Source organism: Saccharopolyspora galaxeae (assembly GCF_016526145.1).
Lineage (GTDB): Bacteria > Actinomycetota > Actinomycetes > Mycobacteriales > Pseudonocardiaceae > Saccharopolyspora_C > Saccharopolyspora_C galaxeae.
Genome location: NZ_JADDUE010000011.1, coordinates 224,358 through 241,613 on the forward strand (window position 1 = coordinate 224,358; position 17,256 = coordinate 241,613).

Annotated in this window: 8 protein-coding genes; 4 read left to right on the forward strand and 4 right to left on the reverse strand. The window is 64.6% G+C overall.

Features of this window, described 5'->3' with window-relative positions; genetic code table 11:
- Positions 1 to 155 precede the first annotated feature (155 nt).
- From INP57_RS24025 to INP57_RS24035, 3 genes are all read left to right on the forward strand, one after another.
- The gene (locus INP57_RS24025; protein WP_200072586.1) at positions 156 to 3,347 is read left to right on the forward strand and encodes a helicase-related protein; all 3,192 of its coding nucleotides are present in this window, start codon (positions 156 to 158) and stop codon (positions 3,345 to 3,347) included.
- Positions 3,344 to 6,067, forward strand: a complete 2,724-nt coding sequence (locus INP57_RS24030) for a DUF1156 domain-containing protein (RefSeq protein ID WP_200072587.1) — start codon at positions 3,344 to 3,346, stop codon at positions 6,065 to 6,067. Before INP57_RS24025 ends, INP57_RS24030 begins: the two co-directional genes overlap by 4 nt.
- Before the next feature lie 85 nt (positions 6,068 to 6,152).
- Positions 6,153 to 9,146 carry a DUF499 family protein gene (locus tag INP57_RS24035; protein WP_200072588.1) on the forward strand — a complete coding sequence of 998 codons (2,994 nt, stop codon included), beginning with the start codon at positions 6,153 to 6,155 and terminating at the stop codon, positions 9,144 to 9,146.
- A 1,215-nt stretch (positions 9,147 to 10,361) separates the two neighbouring features.
- On the opposite strand, the gene INP57_RS24040 is transcribed toward INP57_RS24035, so the two are convergent.
- From INP57_RS24040 to INP57_RS24050, 3 genes are all read right to left on the reverse strand, one after another.
- Complete coding sequence (locus tag INP57_RS24040; protein WP_374220965.1) at positions 10,362 to 11,066, reverse strand: recombinase family protein; 705 nt, start codon at positions 11,064 to 11,066, stop codon at positions 10,362 to 10,364.
- Between the two features lie 853 nt (positions 11,067 to 11,919).
- Positions 11,920 to 14,025, reverse strand: coding sequence for a hypothetical protein (locus INP57_RS24045; protein WP_200072589.1), 2,106 nt, complete (start codon positions 14,023 to 14,025; stop codon positions 11,920 to 11,922).
- A complete protein-coding gene (locus INP57_RS24050; RefSeq protein ID WP_200072590.1) occupies positions 14,022 to 14,912 on the reverse strand; it encodes a 5'-methylthioadenosine/S-adenosylhomocysteine nucleosidase family protein in 891 nt (296 codons plus the stop codon). Before INP57_RS24050 ends, INP57_RS24045 begins: the two co-directional genes overlap by 4 nt.
- Before the next feature lie 283 nt (positions 14,913 to 15,195).
- Between INP57_RS24050 and INP57_RS24055 the strand changes: the two genes are divergently transcribed.
- Positions 15,196 to 15,900: an NUDIX hydrolase gene (locus INP57_RS24055; protein ID WP_200072591.1), complete on the forward strand. Its 705-nt coding sequence runs from the start codon at positions 15,196 to 15,198 to the stop codon at positions 15,898 to 15,900.
- A gap of 371 nt (positions 15,901 to 16,271) precedes the next feature.
- Here the strand turns inward: INP57_RS24055 and INP57_RS24060 are convergent, their stop codons facing one another.
- Positions 16,272 to 16,982: an NUDIX hydrolase gene (locus INP57_RS24060; protein WP_200072592.1), complete on the reverse strand. Its 711-nt coding sequence runs from the start codon at positions 16,980 to 16,982 to the stop codon at positions 16,272 to 16,274.
- Between the last annotated feature and the right edge of the window lie 274 nt (positions 16,983 to 17,256).

Below are 17,256 nucleotides of genomic sequence, written 5' to 3' on the forward strand. Positions count from 1 at the left end.
CCGGCGCCTGCCGCTCAGCTTCACGGAGCGGCATGCACCCGCAGCGGCTGGGGCTGATGGAGGCGCCGGTAAAGTGTGCGGATGCCGCTTGATACGGCTGAGGCGGAGCAGCGGAGAGTGACGGGACCGGAATGACGTTCGAGCCAGGTCAGCGAGTGAAGCTGCCGATCAGTGTTCCCGGCTGGGTCACGATCGAGATGGCCAGCGCTTCCGCTGACGGCAGCTGGACACTGTTCGTCGCGGATGATAATGGGACCTTCCACAAGGTGGAGCTGACCGCCGAGCAGGCATCCGGGGTTGGGACGCTCGTCCAGGACGGGCGGGCGCCGTCAGCGCGGGTACTGGCAGGCATGTGGACTCGTTGGATGGCCGCGGCCGCGACAAACGCTCGCACGACCTTGCTGGCTTCGTCGCCGTTGCGTCCGTACGCGCATCAGATGAACGCGGTCTACGGGGCGATGCTTCCGCAGCCCTATCTTCGGTTCCTGCTCGCGGATGAGCCGGGCACAGGTAAGACAATCATGGCCGGGATGTATCTGCGGGAAATGCAGCGGCTCGGTCTGATCCGCCGCGCAATCGTCGTGGCGCCAGCCAATCTCGCCACGAAGTGGCAGGCCGACTTCGACCGGTTCTTTGGTGGCGGGTTGCGTCGTATCACTGCGGGCACGGTGCGCGAGCATGCCTTGGATACGGGGCACGACTTGTGGGTCGTTTCCCTGGAGCTGGCCGCGGTGAACGGCGCGGTGCAGGACGCCATCCGCCCGGACAAAGCAGGCTGGGATCTCGTCGTCTTCGACGAGGCTCACCGGCTCACGCCCACGGCCGCAGCATATCACCAGGTCGGACGGCTGCTCGCAAAGAACACACCCCGGGCACTGCTGATGACCGCCACCCCGCACCGTGGCTCTGAATGGCTCTTTCGGCACCTCTTGCATCTGGTCGACCCGGACATCTACCCCGACCCCGGGGCGAAGGACGACGGCAGCCTGCAGCCGCTGCGCCCCGGTCCCATCCACTTCCTTCGCCGGATGAAGGAAGACTTGGTGGACTACGACGGGTCCACCAAGCTCTTCCAGGGACGTCAGGCCCGCAACTTCCGTATCCCGCTCTCAGCAAAGGAGTACGGCATCTACCAGCAGGCGCTGGAGATGGTCGACACCTTCTTCCAGACCACGGCACAGCCGCTCGCCCGCATGGTCTACGGCAAGCGGGCCGCTTCATCCCTGTTCTCCCTCGCCGAGACCCTGCGACGCCGCGGTCAACACATGGGTGAGAAAACCGAGGCCGAGGCTGATTTGGAGGCACAGCGGCAGGACGAGGCGGACGAGGAGGCCAGGGACGAAGCCAAGATCGTGCATGCCGGCTCGAGGGCCACGCGCGCCGAGCAGACCGCCATCAAGAACCTGCTCGAGCAGATCGACACGATCTTGGGTGATCCCGGGTACGAACCGTCGAAGTGGCGTGATCTTACGGCGAAGTGCCTTGCAACCCATGGCATCCACCCGGGCAACCGTGAACAAGCGGTGGTCTTCACCGAGTACACTGACTCGGCGGCGTGGCTCGTGCAACGGCTCACCGACCAGGGCTACAGCGCCCGGATGTACTCGGGCCGGCAGCGCCATGCCGAGCGCGACGAGGCCCGCTCGGCCTTCATACGGGGCGAGTACCAGATCATCGTCACCACGGACGCCGGGAACGAGGGCATCGACCTGCAGACCGCGCACGTCCTGGTCAACTACGACATCCCGTGGTCCCTGGTGCGTCTGGAACAACGCATGGGCCGTATTCACCGCGTCGGTCAGACTCGCGAGGTCTTCCTATACAACCTGGTCGCGACTGACACCCGGGAGGGCGAAACGCTCCATACACTGCTGGAGCGCTTTGTCACCGCGGCCAACGAGCTCGGCGGGCAGATGTTCGACAGCCTGTCGGCGGTCGCGGAGATGACCGGCATCCAGTACGATCAATGGCTCACGGACCTCTACGGCGACGATGAGGGGCGCAAGACCGCCGCCCTCGACGCGGTGCGGAAGGTGGAGGCGGTGGACCTGGAACGGGCCGCCCGGTCCGCCCGTGTCCAAGAAGAGGGGCTGGCCACCCAGGTTGATGCCATGGCCGCTCTTGTTCTGCTCCAGCAGGACCTCCTGGAGCGCATCAACCCTGCCATCGTCGACTCCTACCTCACCCGCCTCGATCATGCGGGGCTGTTGCAGAAGCGGTCCACCGCCATGGGCGAGGGAATCCTGCTCCTGCGTGCTCCCGACTCCCTACCGACCGGGCTGGGAGGCGCCACCGAGGTCCAGGTCGCCACCAGCGGGGAGGCGCTCGTCGAAGCCGCGCGGCACGTCGACACCTCCAAGGTGCTCTCCTTGGGGCCCGGCGAGCCGGCGTTCACGAACCTGATCACTATGGCTGACGAGGCCCTCGGGCCGGACGTGTTCCAAAGCGGTGCAGTCGACGATCCCACCAGCATTACGGGATATGACCTCTACGCGTTTGAAGCAGTTCTCAGCGAAGCGGGCGGCAAACGCACCACCGCCTGGGCGGCTCTAATCCGGGTCGATGACACCGGCCAGGCATACCCGGTCCGCTGGGAGTCCCTGGCCAACCTCGTTCCTGCCGACAAACCCGGCACGGCCCCCCATCCGGCGCGCGATGACATCGCCACGCAGACTGCCCAAGCCATGGCTGGGAAAACTCAACAGGAGCAGCAGAAAGTCCGCAGCGAATGGTTCGCTCGCGCAGGCCGCGACCTCAACAATCTCCCACTCGACTTGACTGTCGGCATCGAGCCCAAGGACGAACGACTGGCATTGCGACGCCATCTTGAGCGGCAAGCGGCCCGTCGGCTCGAAGCCCTCGAATCCTTGAGCCGGGTCGGCATCAGCGATCCCGTGCTCAAAGCCCGGCTCCGTGTCCACCCCGCCGCGACTCCGGCGACCCCGGAGGAGAAAGACTCTGAGACGATCGCGATGCGTTTGGTCGAGCGCATCCTCGTCGCCGACGGCTGGAAAGTCGCCGACGTCCACACCGACAACCGTGGCTACGACCTGCATGCCGTCCGCGGACGCGACCAGCGGCTCGTCGAAGTCAAGGGAGTTTGGAACTCCGCCGCCTCCGACGGAATCCGCATGACCGGCAATGAAGTCCTCATGGCCACCCAGCACCGCAGCGATTTCTGGCTCTACGTCGTGGATCAGTGCCACAATGGCACCGGCGAACTCTTCAGCGCCTACCGCGACCCTGCCAATCTCTTCTCCGCCGAGATGCTGGGAGAGGCAGTATTTCGCGTACCTGGAAGCAGCCTCACCCGCTATCGCACCGCCATTACCCAGGAGTCCACGTGACCCGCATGATCGAACGCTGGTTTCCCTGCGCTGACGTGAGCGCGAATAGCCGCGTCGGTTGGGGGTCCGGCAACGCCGAACGCAGCATGTTTACATGGTTCGCTGCCCGTCCGACCGTCCAGGCAAAAGCCGCGCTGATCACAAGCCTGTTGCCGTGGCCGGAGGACGAGTCCGAACAGAGACGTCTGCAGAGCCTGGTGAAGGAAGCGCTAACGGGCCGGTATGCAGCGTGGAACGAGCTGCGGGCTGAGGTCCTTCGGGAAAACCCCAACGGCGTGGCCATGCTCGACCCTTTCTCGGGACGCGGGATGATTCCCGTGGAAGCAGCACGCTTGGGTTTCACAGCGCACGGTGTTGATTATTCTCACCTAGCCTACTTGGCCAGCACTCTCCTCGTTGACTACCCGTTCCGAGACTGGAACGAGGAACCCACACTTCCATTCCAGGGCCAGGTAGACGACGGAATCCCGATGTCTGTCCCCGGTCAACGCCTCCTCGAGGACCTGACGCTTGTCATGGACGAGGTCAACGAGAGGTTCACGGCAAGCATGCGGGAGTTCTATCCGCGAAGCGAAACCACATGGGGATACCTGTGGGCAACTACCCTTCCATGTCAGGAATGTGGGCGCCGTTTCCCACTAATCGGCTCCTACGAACTCCGGAAGGTAGGCGAGGCGGGACAATCGTATTACATCGACGCCGACCCGGCGACAGGAGAATTCGAAGCGGTCGTGCATGAGGGCCCGCCTCGACGCACTCCCACTCTGACTAGTGCCCGAGACGCAGACGGGCGCAAGATAGCAGGAAAGTCCGCAGTCTGCCCGTTCTGCGATCACGTGCACCCTCTCGGCACGCACAGGCGACTGGCCAGCGAAGGACTGAGCAGGGATGCATTGCTGTTGGCTGCCGATCACGTCGATGGTCTCGGGAAGGTGTTTCGGGAGATCACCCGGGAAGAACAGCAGGCCGCGGCCGCTGCCGACGACGCCCTGCGGAGTGAGAGCTCGTTCTCGCCGATTGTGCCAGCGGTTCCGAATGAGGAGATCGCGCCGGGCAACAACAACATCATCGGCCCATCCATTTACGGCGCCCGCACATACGGAGACTTCATGTGCGGGCGTCAGACTCTCAGTTTCATACGCCTGGCGCGCACAGTGAATGAGGTCGGAGAAGATCTCCTGAAGGGTGGCGTGAGCACGGACTACGCACGGGCACTGACCGGATATATGGCCGCCGTGATCGCACGCAAGATCCGGCGCTCGACCCGGAGCGCCACGCTGGAGGTGAAGCGAGGCGGTACCGTCATGCTCCACGACATTTATGCCAACCAGGGATCCATTGGTTTCTCCTACGATTTCTTCGAGGCAGGCCTCGGGGACGGCCCGGGAACCCTGAACTCCCTGTCACGGAGCACTCTCAGCACGCTTCGCAACCTGATTGAAGGACGCCGTGGGGCGCCGGGAGTAGTCCAGAAGGGCAGCGCGACAGACCTTTCCTTTGCGACCGGTTCGATGGACGTCGTTGTGACTGATCCGCCGTATGACGAGATGGTCGCCTACGCAGATTCCTCGGACTTGATCTACTCCTGGGTCAAACGTGCTTTGACGGCTACATGGCCAGAACTATCGGTCACCAGCGACGCAGGCGGCGCCCAGGATAAGGCCGAGGAGATCATCGTCAAGCGTGTTCGAGGCGAGGCACCGAACGAGCACAGAACACGGGAACACTACGACTCCAGCATCGCGCGAGCGTTCCAGGAGATGCGCCGGGTCGTGCGTCGTGACGGTCTGGTAACCATTGTCTTCGGACACGGGGAACCAGAAGTCTGGCAGCGCCTTTTGGCCGCCATCACGCAGGCCAATCTCGTGATGACGGGCTCGTGGCCGGCTACCACAGAAGCAGGAAGCCACCAAGGCAAGGCCAATATCGAGACTACGCTCACCATGTCCTGCCGCCCTGCTCAACCGGGCCGGCCCGAGGGGCGCAGGACCGCGGTCGAGGCCCAGGTCAAGGACGAGGTCACGTCCCGAGTCCGGCTGTGGGAGAAGTCCGGCCTCGCGCCGACCGACATGCTCATGGCGGCGGCAGGCCCCGCTATGGAAGCCGTGGGTCGCTATAGCCAGGTCCTTGATTCGCGCGCTGAGCCGGTGGACGTCGCCACGTTCCTTCCGCTTGCGCGCCAGGCTGTTCAGGAGGCCATGGCAGTTGATATCGATCAGCATCCGCTGGAAGTCTTCGATGCCCGGACGCGCTTTGCGCTGTGGTGGATCCGACTCTATGGACGGCAAGTGACAGCGAAGTCGGAGCTGCGCTGGCAGGTTCTAGCCGCTTCGATGGATCTGGCGGAAGTGAGGGATCTGGCCCCTGACGCGGGTCAGGGCTGCCGCTTCGTCACGGCTGAGAAGTTCAAGGCAGTGATTACTCCCGAGTCTCCTGTCATCGATGTGGTCCTCGCGATGGCCAAGGCGTCCGAGGACGGCTTGGCCGCGGTCAGCGAGGTTGTGCTGGCAGCGGGCCGCGACGCGGACGACACCTACCTGTGGGCCACCATGCGGTTCCTCTCCGGACAGCTGCCCGACGCCGATCCGGATGCCATCGCGTTCTCGCGTATCCTGCGCAACCGCACCGGCCTCAGCAGCGCCGCCCGAACCGCAGTGCAGGCGAGAAACTCGGCCGAGAAGAAGCGACAGGCCGACGGGCAGCAACTGGAGCTACTGTAACTTGCGCTGACGGCATATCACCTGCCTACCACACGCCGAAGAATCTGCAGATGACCGAGCAGAACGTTAAGGGAGCGCACACGCAGTGAACAGCGCGAGCATGACGCCATGGTGGCAGGCGTTGAAGATCAGGCGCGAGATCATCAGTGCATCCGGCCAGATCGACGACGTGCAGATGTCGCTGTTCCAGGCGGTCCACGGGGCCGGAGCGCTGCGGCCGGAATACGCCAACCCCACCTACTATGGTGACATCACGCATCCCACGGGGCGGCTGGTCGACCTCTTGGCTGAGATCGCGATCCGCCTCGGCGGTGGTAACGACTATCTCAAGGCGCGATCGGTCACACGGCTTGACCAAGGGATGGGCGGTGGTAAGTCCCACGCCTGCGTGGGCTGCTATCACCTGGCTTCCTCTTCGTCAGAGCTGGCCTGCACCGACCTTGGCCAGGCGGTGTTCGCCAAGGCGCGCAGCATCCTCGGCCGGGACTTGCCTGCGGACCTCAACAACCCACACGTCGTGGTGCTTCCTTGCGACAACATGACACCGGGGGCGCCTGACCAGCAATACGATGGTCCTGCCACCAACCTCTATGAGCGCTTTCTGTGGCGGCTTTTCTCCAAGGACTACGCGCTGTATGAGCACTACGCGCCCTACTTCAACGACAAGAGCAAGATCGTTGAGGCGCTCGGGGCAGTGAACCGTCCGGTGCTCATCCTGATCGATGAAATCATGGACTATGTCGGCAATGGGCTCGACGGCGCCGATAAACCCGAACTCGCGGCCCAAGACATGGCCTTCCTGCGGGCTCTGCTAGATGCATCCAACGATCTCCCGAATGTTGCCATGATCGTTGTGATGATCGATTCCGATGCTCTGTCTCTCGGCGAGGTAGCCAAGGAACGCCGTGCAGACCTGCATGGCCTGCTTGAGCGTAACGGTATGTCTGCCACTGTCACGACGAGCGACGATTTTTCCGCTATTCTTCGACGGCGTCTGTTCGAGCAGATGCCCTCGAGCCAAGTAGTCGCTTCCACTGCAGAGGCGTACGAATCCGTTCTGGCGGATCGGGCATGGTCCCGACATGTCTGGGAAGCTTTCCCCGCGCCGTGGCGCGACAACTTCGCCTCCGAGGTTGCACGTACCTACCCCTTCCACCCGCAGCTAATGCATCTGGCGGAGAAAGAGTGGGCACAGGTCTCCGGGTTCCAGCGGGTCCGCTCCACGATCCGGGTCTTCGCCGCCACTGTCTTCGCACAGCAGCAGCGCGGCCAGGCAGGCCACTGGGTTCCGGCGCTTATCGGGCCGGGTGACCTGCCTCTGTCCGACAACAACGTCAGGGAAGCTGTTTTGGGGTCGGGTCTGGTGGGCGACGCGCGGACAATCGCGAACTTCCGGTCCCTTGCGGAGATTGAGATCGTCAACCAGGGCGACGACGATGGAGCAGCACGACGTCTGGACCGTGGCCGGGATGAACTTGTGGGTTGGTCCGAGTCGAACCCGCGGGCAAGTGAACGGGCTGCTACCTACATTTTCCTCACCAGCGTGGTAGGCGTCCGCCCCGGCGGCCGACGGGGCGCCTCGGCACCCGAGGTCAAGGCCGCCACGACGGTGCCCGACTCCCGTTATGGCGTTGCCGACGCCGACGGGGTCGTGGAAGACGTGGTGCACCAGGACCTGGGCATGAGTGCGGTGGAGGTTGTCCCTGGGCACGGCAACAACAAGCCGGCTCGGTACTATCTCTCGACGAAGCTCACTTACCGGATGCTGGTCAACAACATCAAGCGGTCGATCATCGGTGAGGCAGAGGCCGCAGCGGCAGAAGGCCGCGGCTCGGAACGAGACGCGGTCATCGCTGAGTTCGCCGAGAATCTCTCCAACTCCGGCCCCTTCAAGAAGAAGATTTTCGTCACGGCTGACGTGTCCCGCCCCGCTGCTGAAGTCCTTGCAACGGCAGGGCTAGACGACGCACGTACCACGCGGCTTGTACTTCTCGACCCCGCACAGTTTTCGCTGAGGAACGGCACCGAGCGGGCTACCATGGAGGCGCTCACCGCAGCGACGGGTCTGGGGGACGGCAGTAACCGGCAACCCGTCGAGTGGGCCTCTTCAGCTGTTTTTGCCGCGGCTAACTCACAGCGCCGCACGCACGCTCGGGTTATGGCGAACGAGTATCTCGCTCGGCTGCGTGCGCTACAGACGCCCGAGGTGGAGAGCGATGACGAGCTCAAGGCTACCGGGAAGCGCGAGCTCGCAGATGCCAAGAGCCAGCTGGAGAAGGCCATACGACGCGCGTACCAGCACGTGGTGTACGTGTACCAGCCGGATCCATTCGCGGATCGCTCCCTCGATCAGATCAACTTCGACGACGACCACCACACCGCCCTGGACGGCACGCTGGTGTGGAAGGCCCTCGTCGATCGCGAAAAAGCGTTCAACAACAGCCAGTTCACTGCCAAAGCTCTCCTGCACAATCTCCGCGAGCAGGACTACGGACGTCCCCTTCCGGAGATCCGCGACGCCTTCTGGAAAACACCGCGGTTGCCACTTCTCTACGCCGGTGACACCGACCTGCAGCACGCCATCTATCAAGCCGTCCAGGCTGGCGACCTGTGCATCGTCGATGCCAACGGCAACGACGTGGAGGTTACCGACCCCGCACAGGTCAACCTCTCCTCTATGGGACTGCGATTGGCCAAGCCCCGGGCAGAGGCCGAGAGCGAAGGGGCAGACCTGTCTAGCGGTTCAGCGAGTCCTGGCGGAGCGGGCGCCGCAGTCCGCGGGGGGCGAAACACCAGGGCTCCTTACACGCCGGAGCCCACAGAAGCAGACGGAGAGGACGAGAACACCGCAGCGACGGAGAAGTACGTATCCTTCCCGCTGGTCGGCGCCTTGCTGGATAATCCAGACAAGACGGACGGCCTCGCGCAGGTCTTCCGAGTCCTCTACTCCGTTCTCGACGAGAACAAGGTCTCTTACGCGCAGGGGACCTTGCAGCTGGTTCTCGATGCTGAAGCAGCCGACAAACTGGCTGCGACCACACGCGAGCTGGGGATCAATGTGACTATGCGCGATCAATAGGCACCGTGGCCACATGCTGGTGAACAGCAATCTCCGAGCTCTGTGCGCCTGTTGGTGCAAGGGATACCAGGTACTGATCGACTCCGCGGCGTGCAGTCCGGCGATGACTGGGTGGGCATAGCAATACCATCGGCCGGGGCCAACGTGCTCATGAGCGGCAGCCCGAGCGGACTGCACTGCCGTTCGGCTGTTCTCCCGAAAGCCCGTGCCCGTGCTCAGCTTTTCGCTCGTACCCGCTCCGCCAAGCGTTCCACGGCGCCGGGTAGCGCGACGGTATCTTCAGGGCAGGCGCGGGGAAAGTGATCTCCGAGGACACGTTGCGTTCCGGTGCAGTCGTGCGGCAGGCATCACGCGACACCTCCTCATGGCCGCCCGTGCTGGGCTCGTCCAGCAGGCGGTCGTAGTCGGATAGGTCGCAGCGTTCCACCGGGGCATCGACCGACCGCAGCGCCACCCTGCAGCATTTGTCCGCCCCACCAAACCCTTGGCCTCCGATCAGGCGGGCGGTGCTGGATGCCCGAGGTTCCCAGCGTGCCCGGTAGTAGGCGCTCATCGCCTCGGTTAGCACTGGGTTGCCGGCCCGCCACTGACCAACGGCGGATTCATTGGTCCACACCAGTTTTTTTCGGTCACATCACCGAGCTGGCTGAGCAGTGCCCAGTGCTCGGCCAGCACCCGGAACTAGCCCGCCGGGTGTCCCGTGTCGCCGGCCGCGGAGTCGTCAAAGCAGCTCATCAAAGTCCCGCTCCGCGTCCTCTGCATCGAATCCGCTCGGACAGACGGGACAGCCGCTTAACCGCGCCGAGACTCGGTCACCGACAGCTCGATGCGTGTGGTTAGTGCGCAACTCGCCCTCGGACACTCACTTACCCCACGGGAGTGGGGTTGGGAAGGTCAGCGGGAGTTGGCTCCCCTGCTCGGGCTCCGGTCCTCGCGTGCGCGGAGTCGCAGCGGGTTCGATGGTCCAGGTTGCGGCGAAGCAGACGATCACGAGTCCGTGCGCTTGGAGATGGTCGACCAGTGCGGTGTCGCTGCCGTGCGCGGCGCCCGGGAGTTGCTCCTGGATTCCTGCGAGCAGGTGGTCTTCGCGCACATAGAGGTTTTTCGGCGCTTCCGGTGAACGGGTACGCGCGCTGCTGTGCCCGTGGCGACAGCGACATCCGGCACGGTTGTGGACCCAATGTGCGTCCATACGCCGCCGGCACGCCGCACATGTCACCAGCCCGGCCAGCGCGTAGCTGCGGGTGCCGCCATCATGGGATCTCCTGGGCGCGCGCATGCCCTGGACTGCGGAGAAAGGGTCGCGTCGTCCACGAGAGCCGGATGCGCGTGCTTGTCCGAAATCGCCCAGTCCTGCACTGCCGGGTCGCCTCCGGGATCGGGATCGCCGCGGCTGTGCCGTGCAGTGCCGCGCCGGTTCCACACTTGCCGCCCGGTGTAGCGAGGATTCTCCAGAGTCCCGATCACAGTGCGCACGATCCACACGTGTGACCGCCGGTGCGGATTCCGCGCACGGTCCGCACCCGAAGTGCACGGCACACCCCGCTCGTTGAGCTCTCGGGCGATACGGGCCGCGCTGTGACCTCTCGCTCTCCGCTGGAAGATCCAGGCCACCCACGGCGCGGTAGCAGGGTCGGGTTCGAGGTTCTGAAGCGTGCGGCCCCACCTTGCGTGTGCGGGATTCGGGTGCGGACCCGCAGCCGCCAACCGATATCCGAACGGTGGCCTGCCACCCAGGGACCGGCCTTGTGAACGGGCCTGTTCCTGCATCGCCGCCAACACCCGATGCCGCGCACGCAACACCTCCCGCCGCGACTGAGCCCCCAGCATGAGCATCAACGCACGATGCGCCGGATCGTCCAGATCCACCGGGCCACCTGCCTCCGGTAACCACACCGACGCCCCACACCGCCCCAACATCCCCAACACAGCGTGGAACTGGCCCCCGGAAAACGCCCGCTCGTACTCCCCCACCACAACCGCGTCGAAACCACGACCATCGCTAGCGGCTTCACAGAGCAACGCCGCCGCAGACGGACGTTTCAGCCACGACAGCCGACGAGAACACCCTACGTCGAAGTACTCGGCCACGATCACGCCATGCTCGGCGACCAGATCCTCGGCCACCTCACGCTGCCACCCCCGACGACGTCCGCCTGTCCTGAAACTCCGTCGTCGACATCCGACCGTAAAACGCAAAACGCAACCCCAGCGCACGGGCGCTTTCCCGAGGTCGCCCTTGTCGCCGTCGCCGCCCCACGGCTTGCTCGATCACGCTTCGATCCTCGACTCCCGACACACCACACCTCACATCCCAACCACCACCCTGCCGATACTCGAAACGCACCCGACCGCACCCGATGACACGGCGCCAATCACCCTCCACCCGAATGGACGCGCCTCTACGCGCACAGGTCAGGAAGCGCGTGAGCTCGTCCGCGCTGGCGTTGGGCTCGGTATCGTGGTGACCGAGCGGTCCGACCTTCAGACCCGCTACGCCGATCCAACCGCCACCGGACTGGCAGGGCACTGGGGTTGCATAGGGTATGCAGCGTCAGGGACGCCTCCTCGCGAAGAATGCCGCACATGCCGTGCAGCCCGTCCGTTTTGGACACGTCCCTGATCGTCGCGGGATCTTCGGCGAAGCAGGCGCTGCACAACACCCTCGAACTCGGACGGTGCATCCGTACCTACATCTACGTCCAACTGGACTGAGGGACACGAGCCCAGCTCGGGGTCTGCTCGGCCTTGCTCAGTCCACTGCGGACGTGAGTCAACCTTCGAGACCGCCGAAGTCGATGTCCCGCCTTCGTCGCCGAATCCGGCTCCTGCGTTCCTGTTCCCGCTGCATCCAACTGTTCCCCTCAGACGCCACAGCCTCCAAAATCTGCAATGTGGTTGAAACACCGGCGACGTGCAGCTCCCGTGCCCGCAGATCGTCCTCGCTGACGACGCCGAGGTCACGAGGCCGGTTGAACTTGTTCACGATCACGTCGATATCGTTTCCGTTGTTCAGGCTCAACCGCAGCGCACGGCTGCGCAGGCGCACGCTTTCCAAGTCGCCGACGCCCTGCTCGACCGAATACCGGTTCGGGGAGGCGGCGCGAACGCCCGCTTCGGTGACAGTGGCCGACGTCAGCGCATGGTACCGAAAGCCGTTCCGCAGCTCGCCGGAACGCTTCCCGGTAAGGAAGTCGAAATCGAACTCGACCAGACGGACACCGCCGCGGGTGAGCAGGAAGATCTTCACCGCATAATGGTCACAGCGTGGCGGTCCGCCAGGGACCGCTGCCTGTCGTGCCTTCGGCATCTTTTCGATAGTCAGGGCGTATTCCATCAGGTCGCGCACGGTCAAGGCGCAGGTTTTCAACGCGGCCTTCTTCAAGTACGCCTTGTCCAGATCGAGCCAGCGCCCCATCTCCGGGTCGTCCGGCCGGTCCGCGAGTACCTGCATCCATCGCCGGTGTTCCTGGAGCTCCTTCTCGAACAAGGCCGCATCCTCTGCCTCCTGGGCTGCGTCTGTGCGGCGCGTGGCCACGATGGTCACGAAGTTGACCACCGCGAAGTAGCCGCCTACGCCGACCATGAACGCAGGCAGGACGACCCCCGCGCCGACGAGAACAAGCAGTCCCGACGCGGACGCCGCGATACCGCACCTCCGTAGCAGCACCGCGCGCCGCGGCGGAGCGAGCTTCGTGCGGTAACCGAAGAGGGTTCCGTTCGCCCACCGGCGGCTGCAGTCTCGTGCGTGCCAGTCGATCAGCCAGTCGAGCTGCTCCGGATCGAGCCTGCGGTTCCCATGGAGGGAAGCAAGCCGGTAGGTGAGGCGTGCCCGGATGCAACGGCTCACTGTCGCCCAATTGCCCGCGACGTGCGGGCGGTGTGCTGTGAATCTCGCGTCAACCCGTCGATGGATCTCCTCGACGAACTTGGTCGTGACCCAGTGCCCCGGCGACTGCGGAGGCCCCTGCGGGACCTCGGCGGCCAATTCATCGTCCTTCCGAGCAATTAGGAACGCGGACTCCGTGCAAATCAGTTCGTAGCGGCAGGCCAGGTACCCACCACATCCCAGCACGACCGCCGCGAACAGCCCATCGAGCCCCGCCAGTGATGGAACCAGGCCGAGGAGCCCGCACAGCGCAGCAAACGCCCCGCCCCAGGCGCGCAGTCGCGTCTCGGCAGGGATCAGGGTGCGCCCACGAGTGAACGGCACCGGGTGGGCGGGATCGGGTTCGAAGAACTTCCAGGCACGTCCGGCGCGGTCTGGTTGCATCCGTTCGTGCAAGATCCGGTCCGTTTCGGATTCCTCGAGGTACTCCTGCACCACACCGTCGACGATGAGACCGAGGTGCCGGGTGATCTCGTTGCGTCTCCGCGGGTCCAGTGCGTTGAATTGGGCCTCCCACGACGGTTTCGCTTGTGGCTCGGATGAGTCCGCCGCATCGTCGTTCCACGCCCGGTGCACGAGCTCCTGCACGACGTCGATCGCATCCCGCCAGCCGTCCCGTCCGAATCCGGCCGCTGTCTTGCGCGCCATGTCGAACTCCTGGAGAACCGACTCGCCGACCTCGGTGAGAGATCGTTCGCTGAAGACCGCGAGCGCGTAGTAGTAGGCGAGCTTGCTGGTTGCGTGTCCTGTCCGCAGTAGACCTTTGAGTACCTCTTCCGCAGGGCGGGGCGTGCCGCCGTCGAGGTGTCGCAGTGCGACTTCCTCCTTGACCTCCGGGGGGTCGTCCTGGTTGATGTGGTATGTGGTATCGCCGTAGTGGAACGCAGTGTCCCCGTTGTGCACACCGCTCATCTGGCCGACGTGCGCATTGCCAGCCGCCGTCGGACTGTTCGGCCACGCCTCGGGATTCGCCTGCTCCGGACCGGTCACGAGTCGCCCCCAAAGAACGCAGTACCGAAGTGGCTCGACCCGTAATGGGTTCCGGTCACCTGGACGGCCCGAGCATTGTCCATCAGCACCGGCGCAGAGAACGGGGAAGGCCGGGCTGGACCGTCGCGGCGGGAGGCATCATCGTCTCCGCGATCGTCGAGCCTGGCGGTAAGCGCAATAGCAAAGGCCGCCGCGTTGCGTGCGGCGAGCGTCTGCGATCCGGCCGCGTCAGTGGTCTCCTTGGTGCCGTCCGCGGGATCACTGATCGAACGCACCGTGACCGTCTGCGTCCCTTCGTTGAGATGGCCAGCGAGCGCGACGCCCGCACCTTCCATCTCCACGGCGATCGCATCGTTGTAACGCTCGTCCAACTGCCGGGCCAGCGGCGAGGTTCGCGAGTTGAGGACGACGTCGCCGGCCGCAATGGGTCCGAAGTGGACATTCGCGGACTCGCCGTCCGCCGGAAGAGAGCGGCGCCAATCGGGTCCGCGAGAGATGTGCTTCGCGGTCTGACTGATCCTGTGGGGAGTGTCCCAGGACCGCGGTCTGGCCCGGAATCCATCGTCCTGGCTCTTCCCACCGTGATACGCGTAGACGTGGCTGGCCACCACGACGTCTCCCAGCTTGAGCCAATCTCGAAGCCCACCGGCGACACCGGCGAACAGCAACGCGCTGGGCCGGAACTCGTTGATGGCCCGCTCGGTCAGCACTCCTGCGTTGGTGTTTCCCATCCCCAACGACGCCAGGGCCACCTGTTGCTCTGGGCGAGCCCTGAGCTCGCCCACTTCGAAGAGCGTGCCCTTGTGGTGCTCGTGTAAGCGGCAGTTCGCCACGTGCTCGCGCACCGCCGCGTATTCGATCTCTAAAGCCGTCAAGATCACGATCACGATATCTACTCCTCGACGAGTGGAAATGTCGTGTCCTGCTCAGATGCTCAGCCGGGACTGCTCGCGCGACCTGGATGCCGATCTGTGCGCTTCCGGCTCTCGATGCGGGCCGGAAGCGCCGGTCGCTGCGGCGAGACGCACGCTAGCCCAGTGCGACCATTATCGTCAACATGACGATAAGTCACCGCGAGCGGCTCCAAAGCCGCCTAGTAGGCTGTTCTTTGTGGACAGACGTCCGCGCGGGATCTGCACTTGTTGCTAGCGCGTCCGGGGGTGCCGGGCAATGGTCGAGGACAGCTGGACGATCCCCGATGTCGCGGTGGCGGTCGACCTGGCCGTGCTGACAGTTCGTGACGAAGCGCTGCAGATTATGCTTGTCGAGCGCGGTATCGAGCCTTACGCCGGGATGCTCGCGCTTCCCGGCGGATTCCTGTTCGACGACGCCGAGGACATCGACGTGGCGGCGGCCCGCGAGCTATCCGAGGAGACCGGACTCACGCCCGCGGTGTTGCACCTGGAGCAGCTGCGCACGTACGGCGCGCCGGGGCGGGATCCGCGGCGACGGGTGATTTCGATCTGCTACCTGGCATTCGTTCCCGATCTGCCCGACCCAGTGGCGGGGGGCGATGCCCGCCGTGCGGCGTGGACGCCCGTCAAGAAGGCGCTGGAAGGTTCGGCGGAGGTGGCGTTCGACCACGTCCGGATCATCCAGGATGCGGTCGAGAGAGCGCGTAGCAAGATCGAATACACGACACTGGCGGCATCGTTCTGCCCGGCCGAGTTCACGATGACCGACTTGCGCAGGATCTACGAGATAATCTGGGGACAGCAGCTCGATCCGCGGAACTTCCATCGCAAGATCACGAGCGTCACTGACTTCCTGGTGCCGACCGGGGAGCGTACAACCCGATACGGCGGTCGTCCGGCGGCACTCTACCGCTGCGGCCCTGCGACGTTGTTGCATCCTGCGCTCCTGCGCGCCCGTTAAGCCATTCCCTGCGGCTCGCCGCGCGAGCGGCCGGTAGGGGCGCTAGTGGCTACCGCCACTGATGCCGCACGCGGGCGGCACTCGCCGCCCGCGATCGCCGGTCTTACACCGTGCTGTAAGCCAGTCGGCAGAAGGTCCTAGCGCCCCCTTTTTGTTGCATTGACAGGAAGCCGTGATGGTGCAACTCTCGGAAATCAACGTAAAAGTCATCATGACAAAAAGAGGTGCAGCATGAAGATCCACTGCTCATTACGCCTGGTAGTGCGCACCGTCGTCGCGGCCTTCCTCGCAGGCGCGGTGGTCGGCGGTGCTCTCGCCGGATACTCGTTCGCGAACCCGAAAACGGGGATCGCGCCTCCGGCGCGTTCCGATCACAGCTTGGTAGCGGATGGCCGCATCATCGGTGGGATCAGCAGCTCCGCCGGCCCAGCGCGGTAGACGGCGGCGGGGCGACCAGTGGTTGCAGGGCGTCGACCACCGGTTGGGACCACGAATCCGTCTGCATCGGTGACCTTGCGGTGGAAATTCGGCCGGTCCAGCTCCACATCCCACACAACCTCATAGACCTCGCGGAGTTCACCGATCGTGAACTCTTCACCGCAGAAAGCTGTCGCCAAGCTGGTGAACTGCAACTTGTCCCGAGCTGCCTCGATCGCCTCGCCCAGGATCCGATCGTGGTCAAACGCCAACCGGGTCGCGCGGGCCTCTGTGACCGGATACCAGTCCGCCGCACGCGCATCGGACCCCGGTACCGGCAGAGGCAGGTCGGGAGCGACGGCGAGGAACGCGCAGGTGATCGTTCGTGGGCTGCGCGGGTCACGGCCAGGTTCCGAGTAGACCCCTACCTGTTCCAAGTAAAGCTTCGCAGCTGCGATCCCGGTCTCCTCGGCCAACTCGCGTGCTGCGGCGTCCTCCAAGCTCTCGGCACCGCGCAGGAAGCCTCCGGGCAGCGCGAGGGAACCTGCGAACGGTTCCCCGGCGCGCTCGACGAGAAGCACACAGAGACGGCCTTCACGGATCGTCAGGATCACCAGGTCGGCGGTCACCGCAACCTTTTGCCTGGCACGGGAGACGTGAGCCATCCACCGACCCTACTACGGAATTTTGTCATCTCGACAGGAACAAGATCGATCAGCACGGACCTGCAGGTGTGGAGCGAGTACCGAGCTCACCCCTCGCCCACCGCTGTGACGTGAGAAAGTCCAGCTCACAGAGCACGGCGATACCGCAAGGACAGCGCGATCATCCGGTCGTCGGCAGCAGGCGCGGGTACCAGCCACCGACGCACCCAGCGACTCCCGAGTGCACACGCCGATGAATGAAACGACCTTGCACAACACCCGCGAACCCCACGCT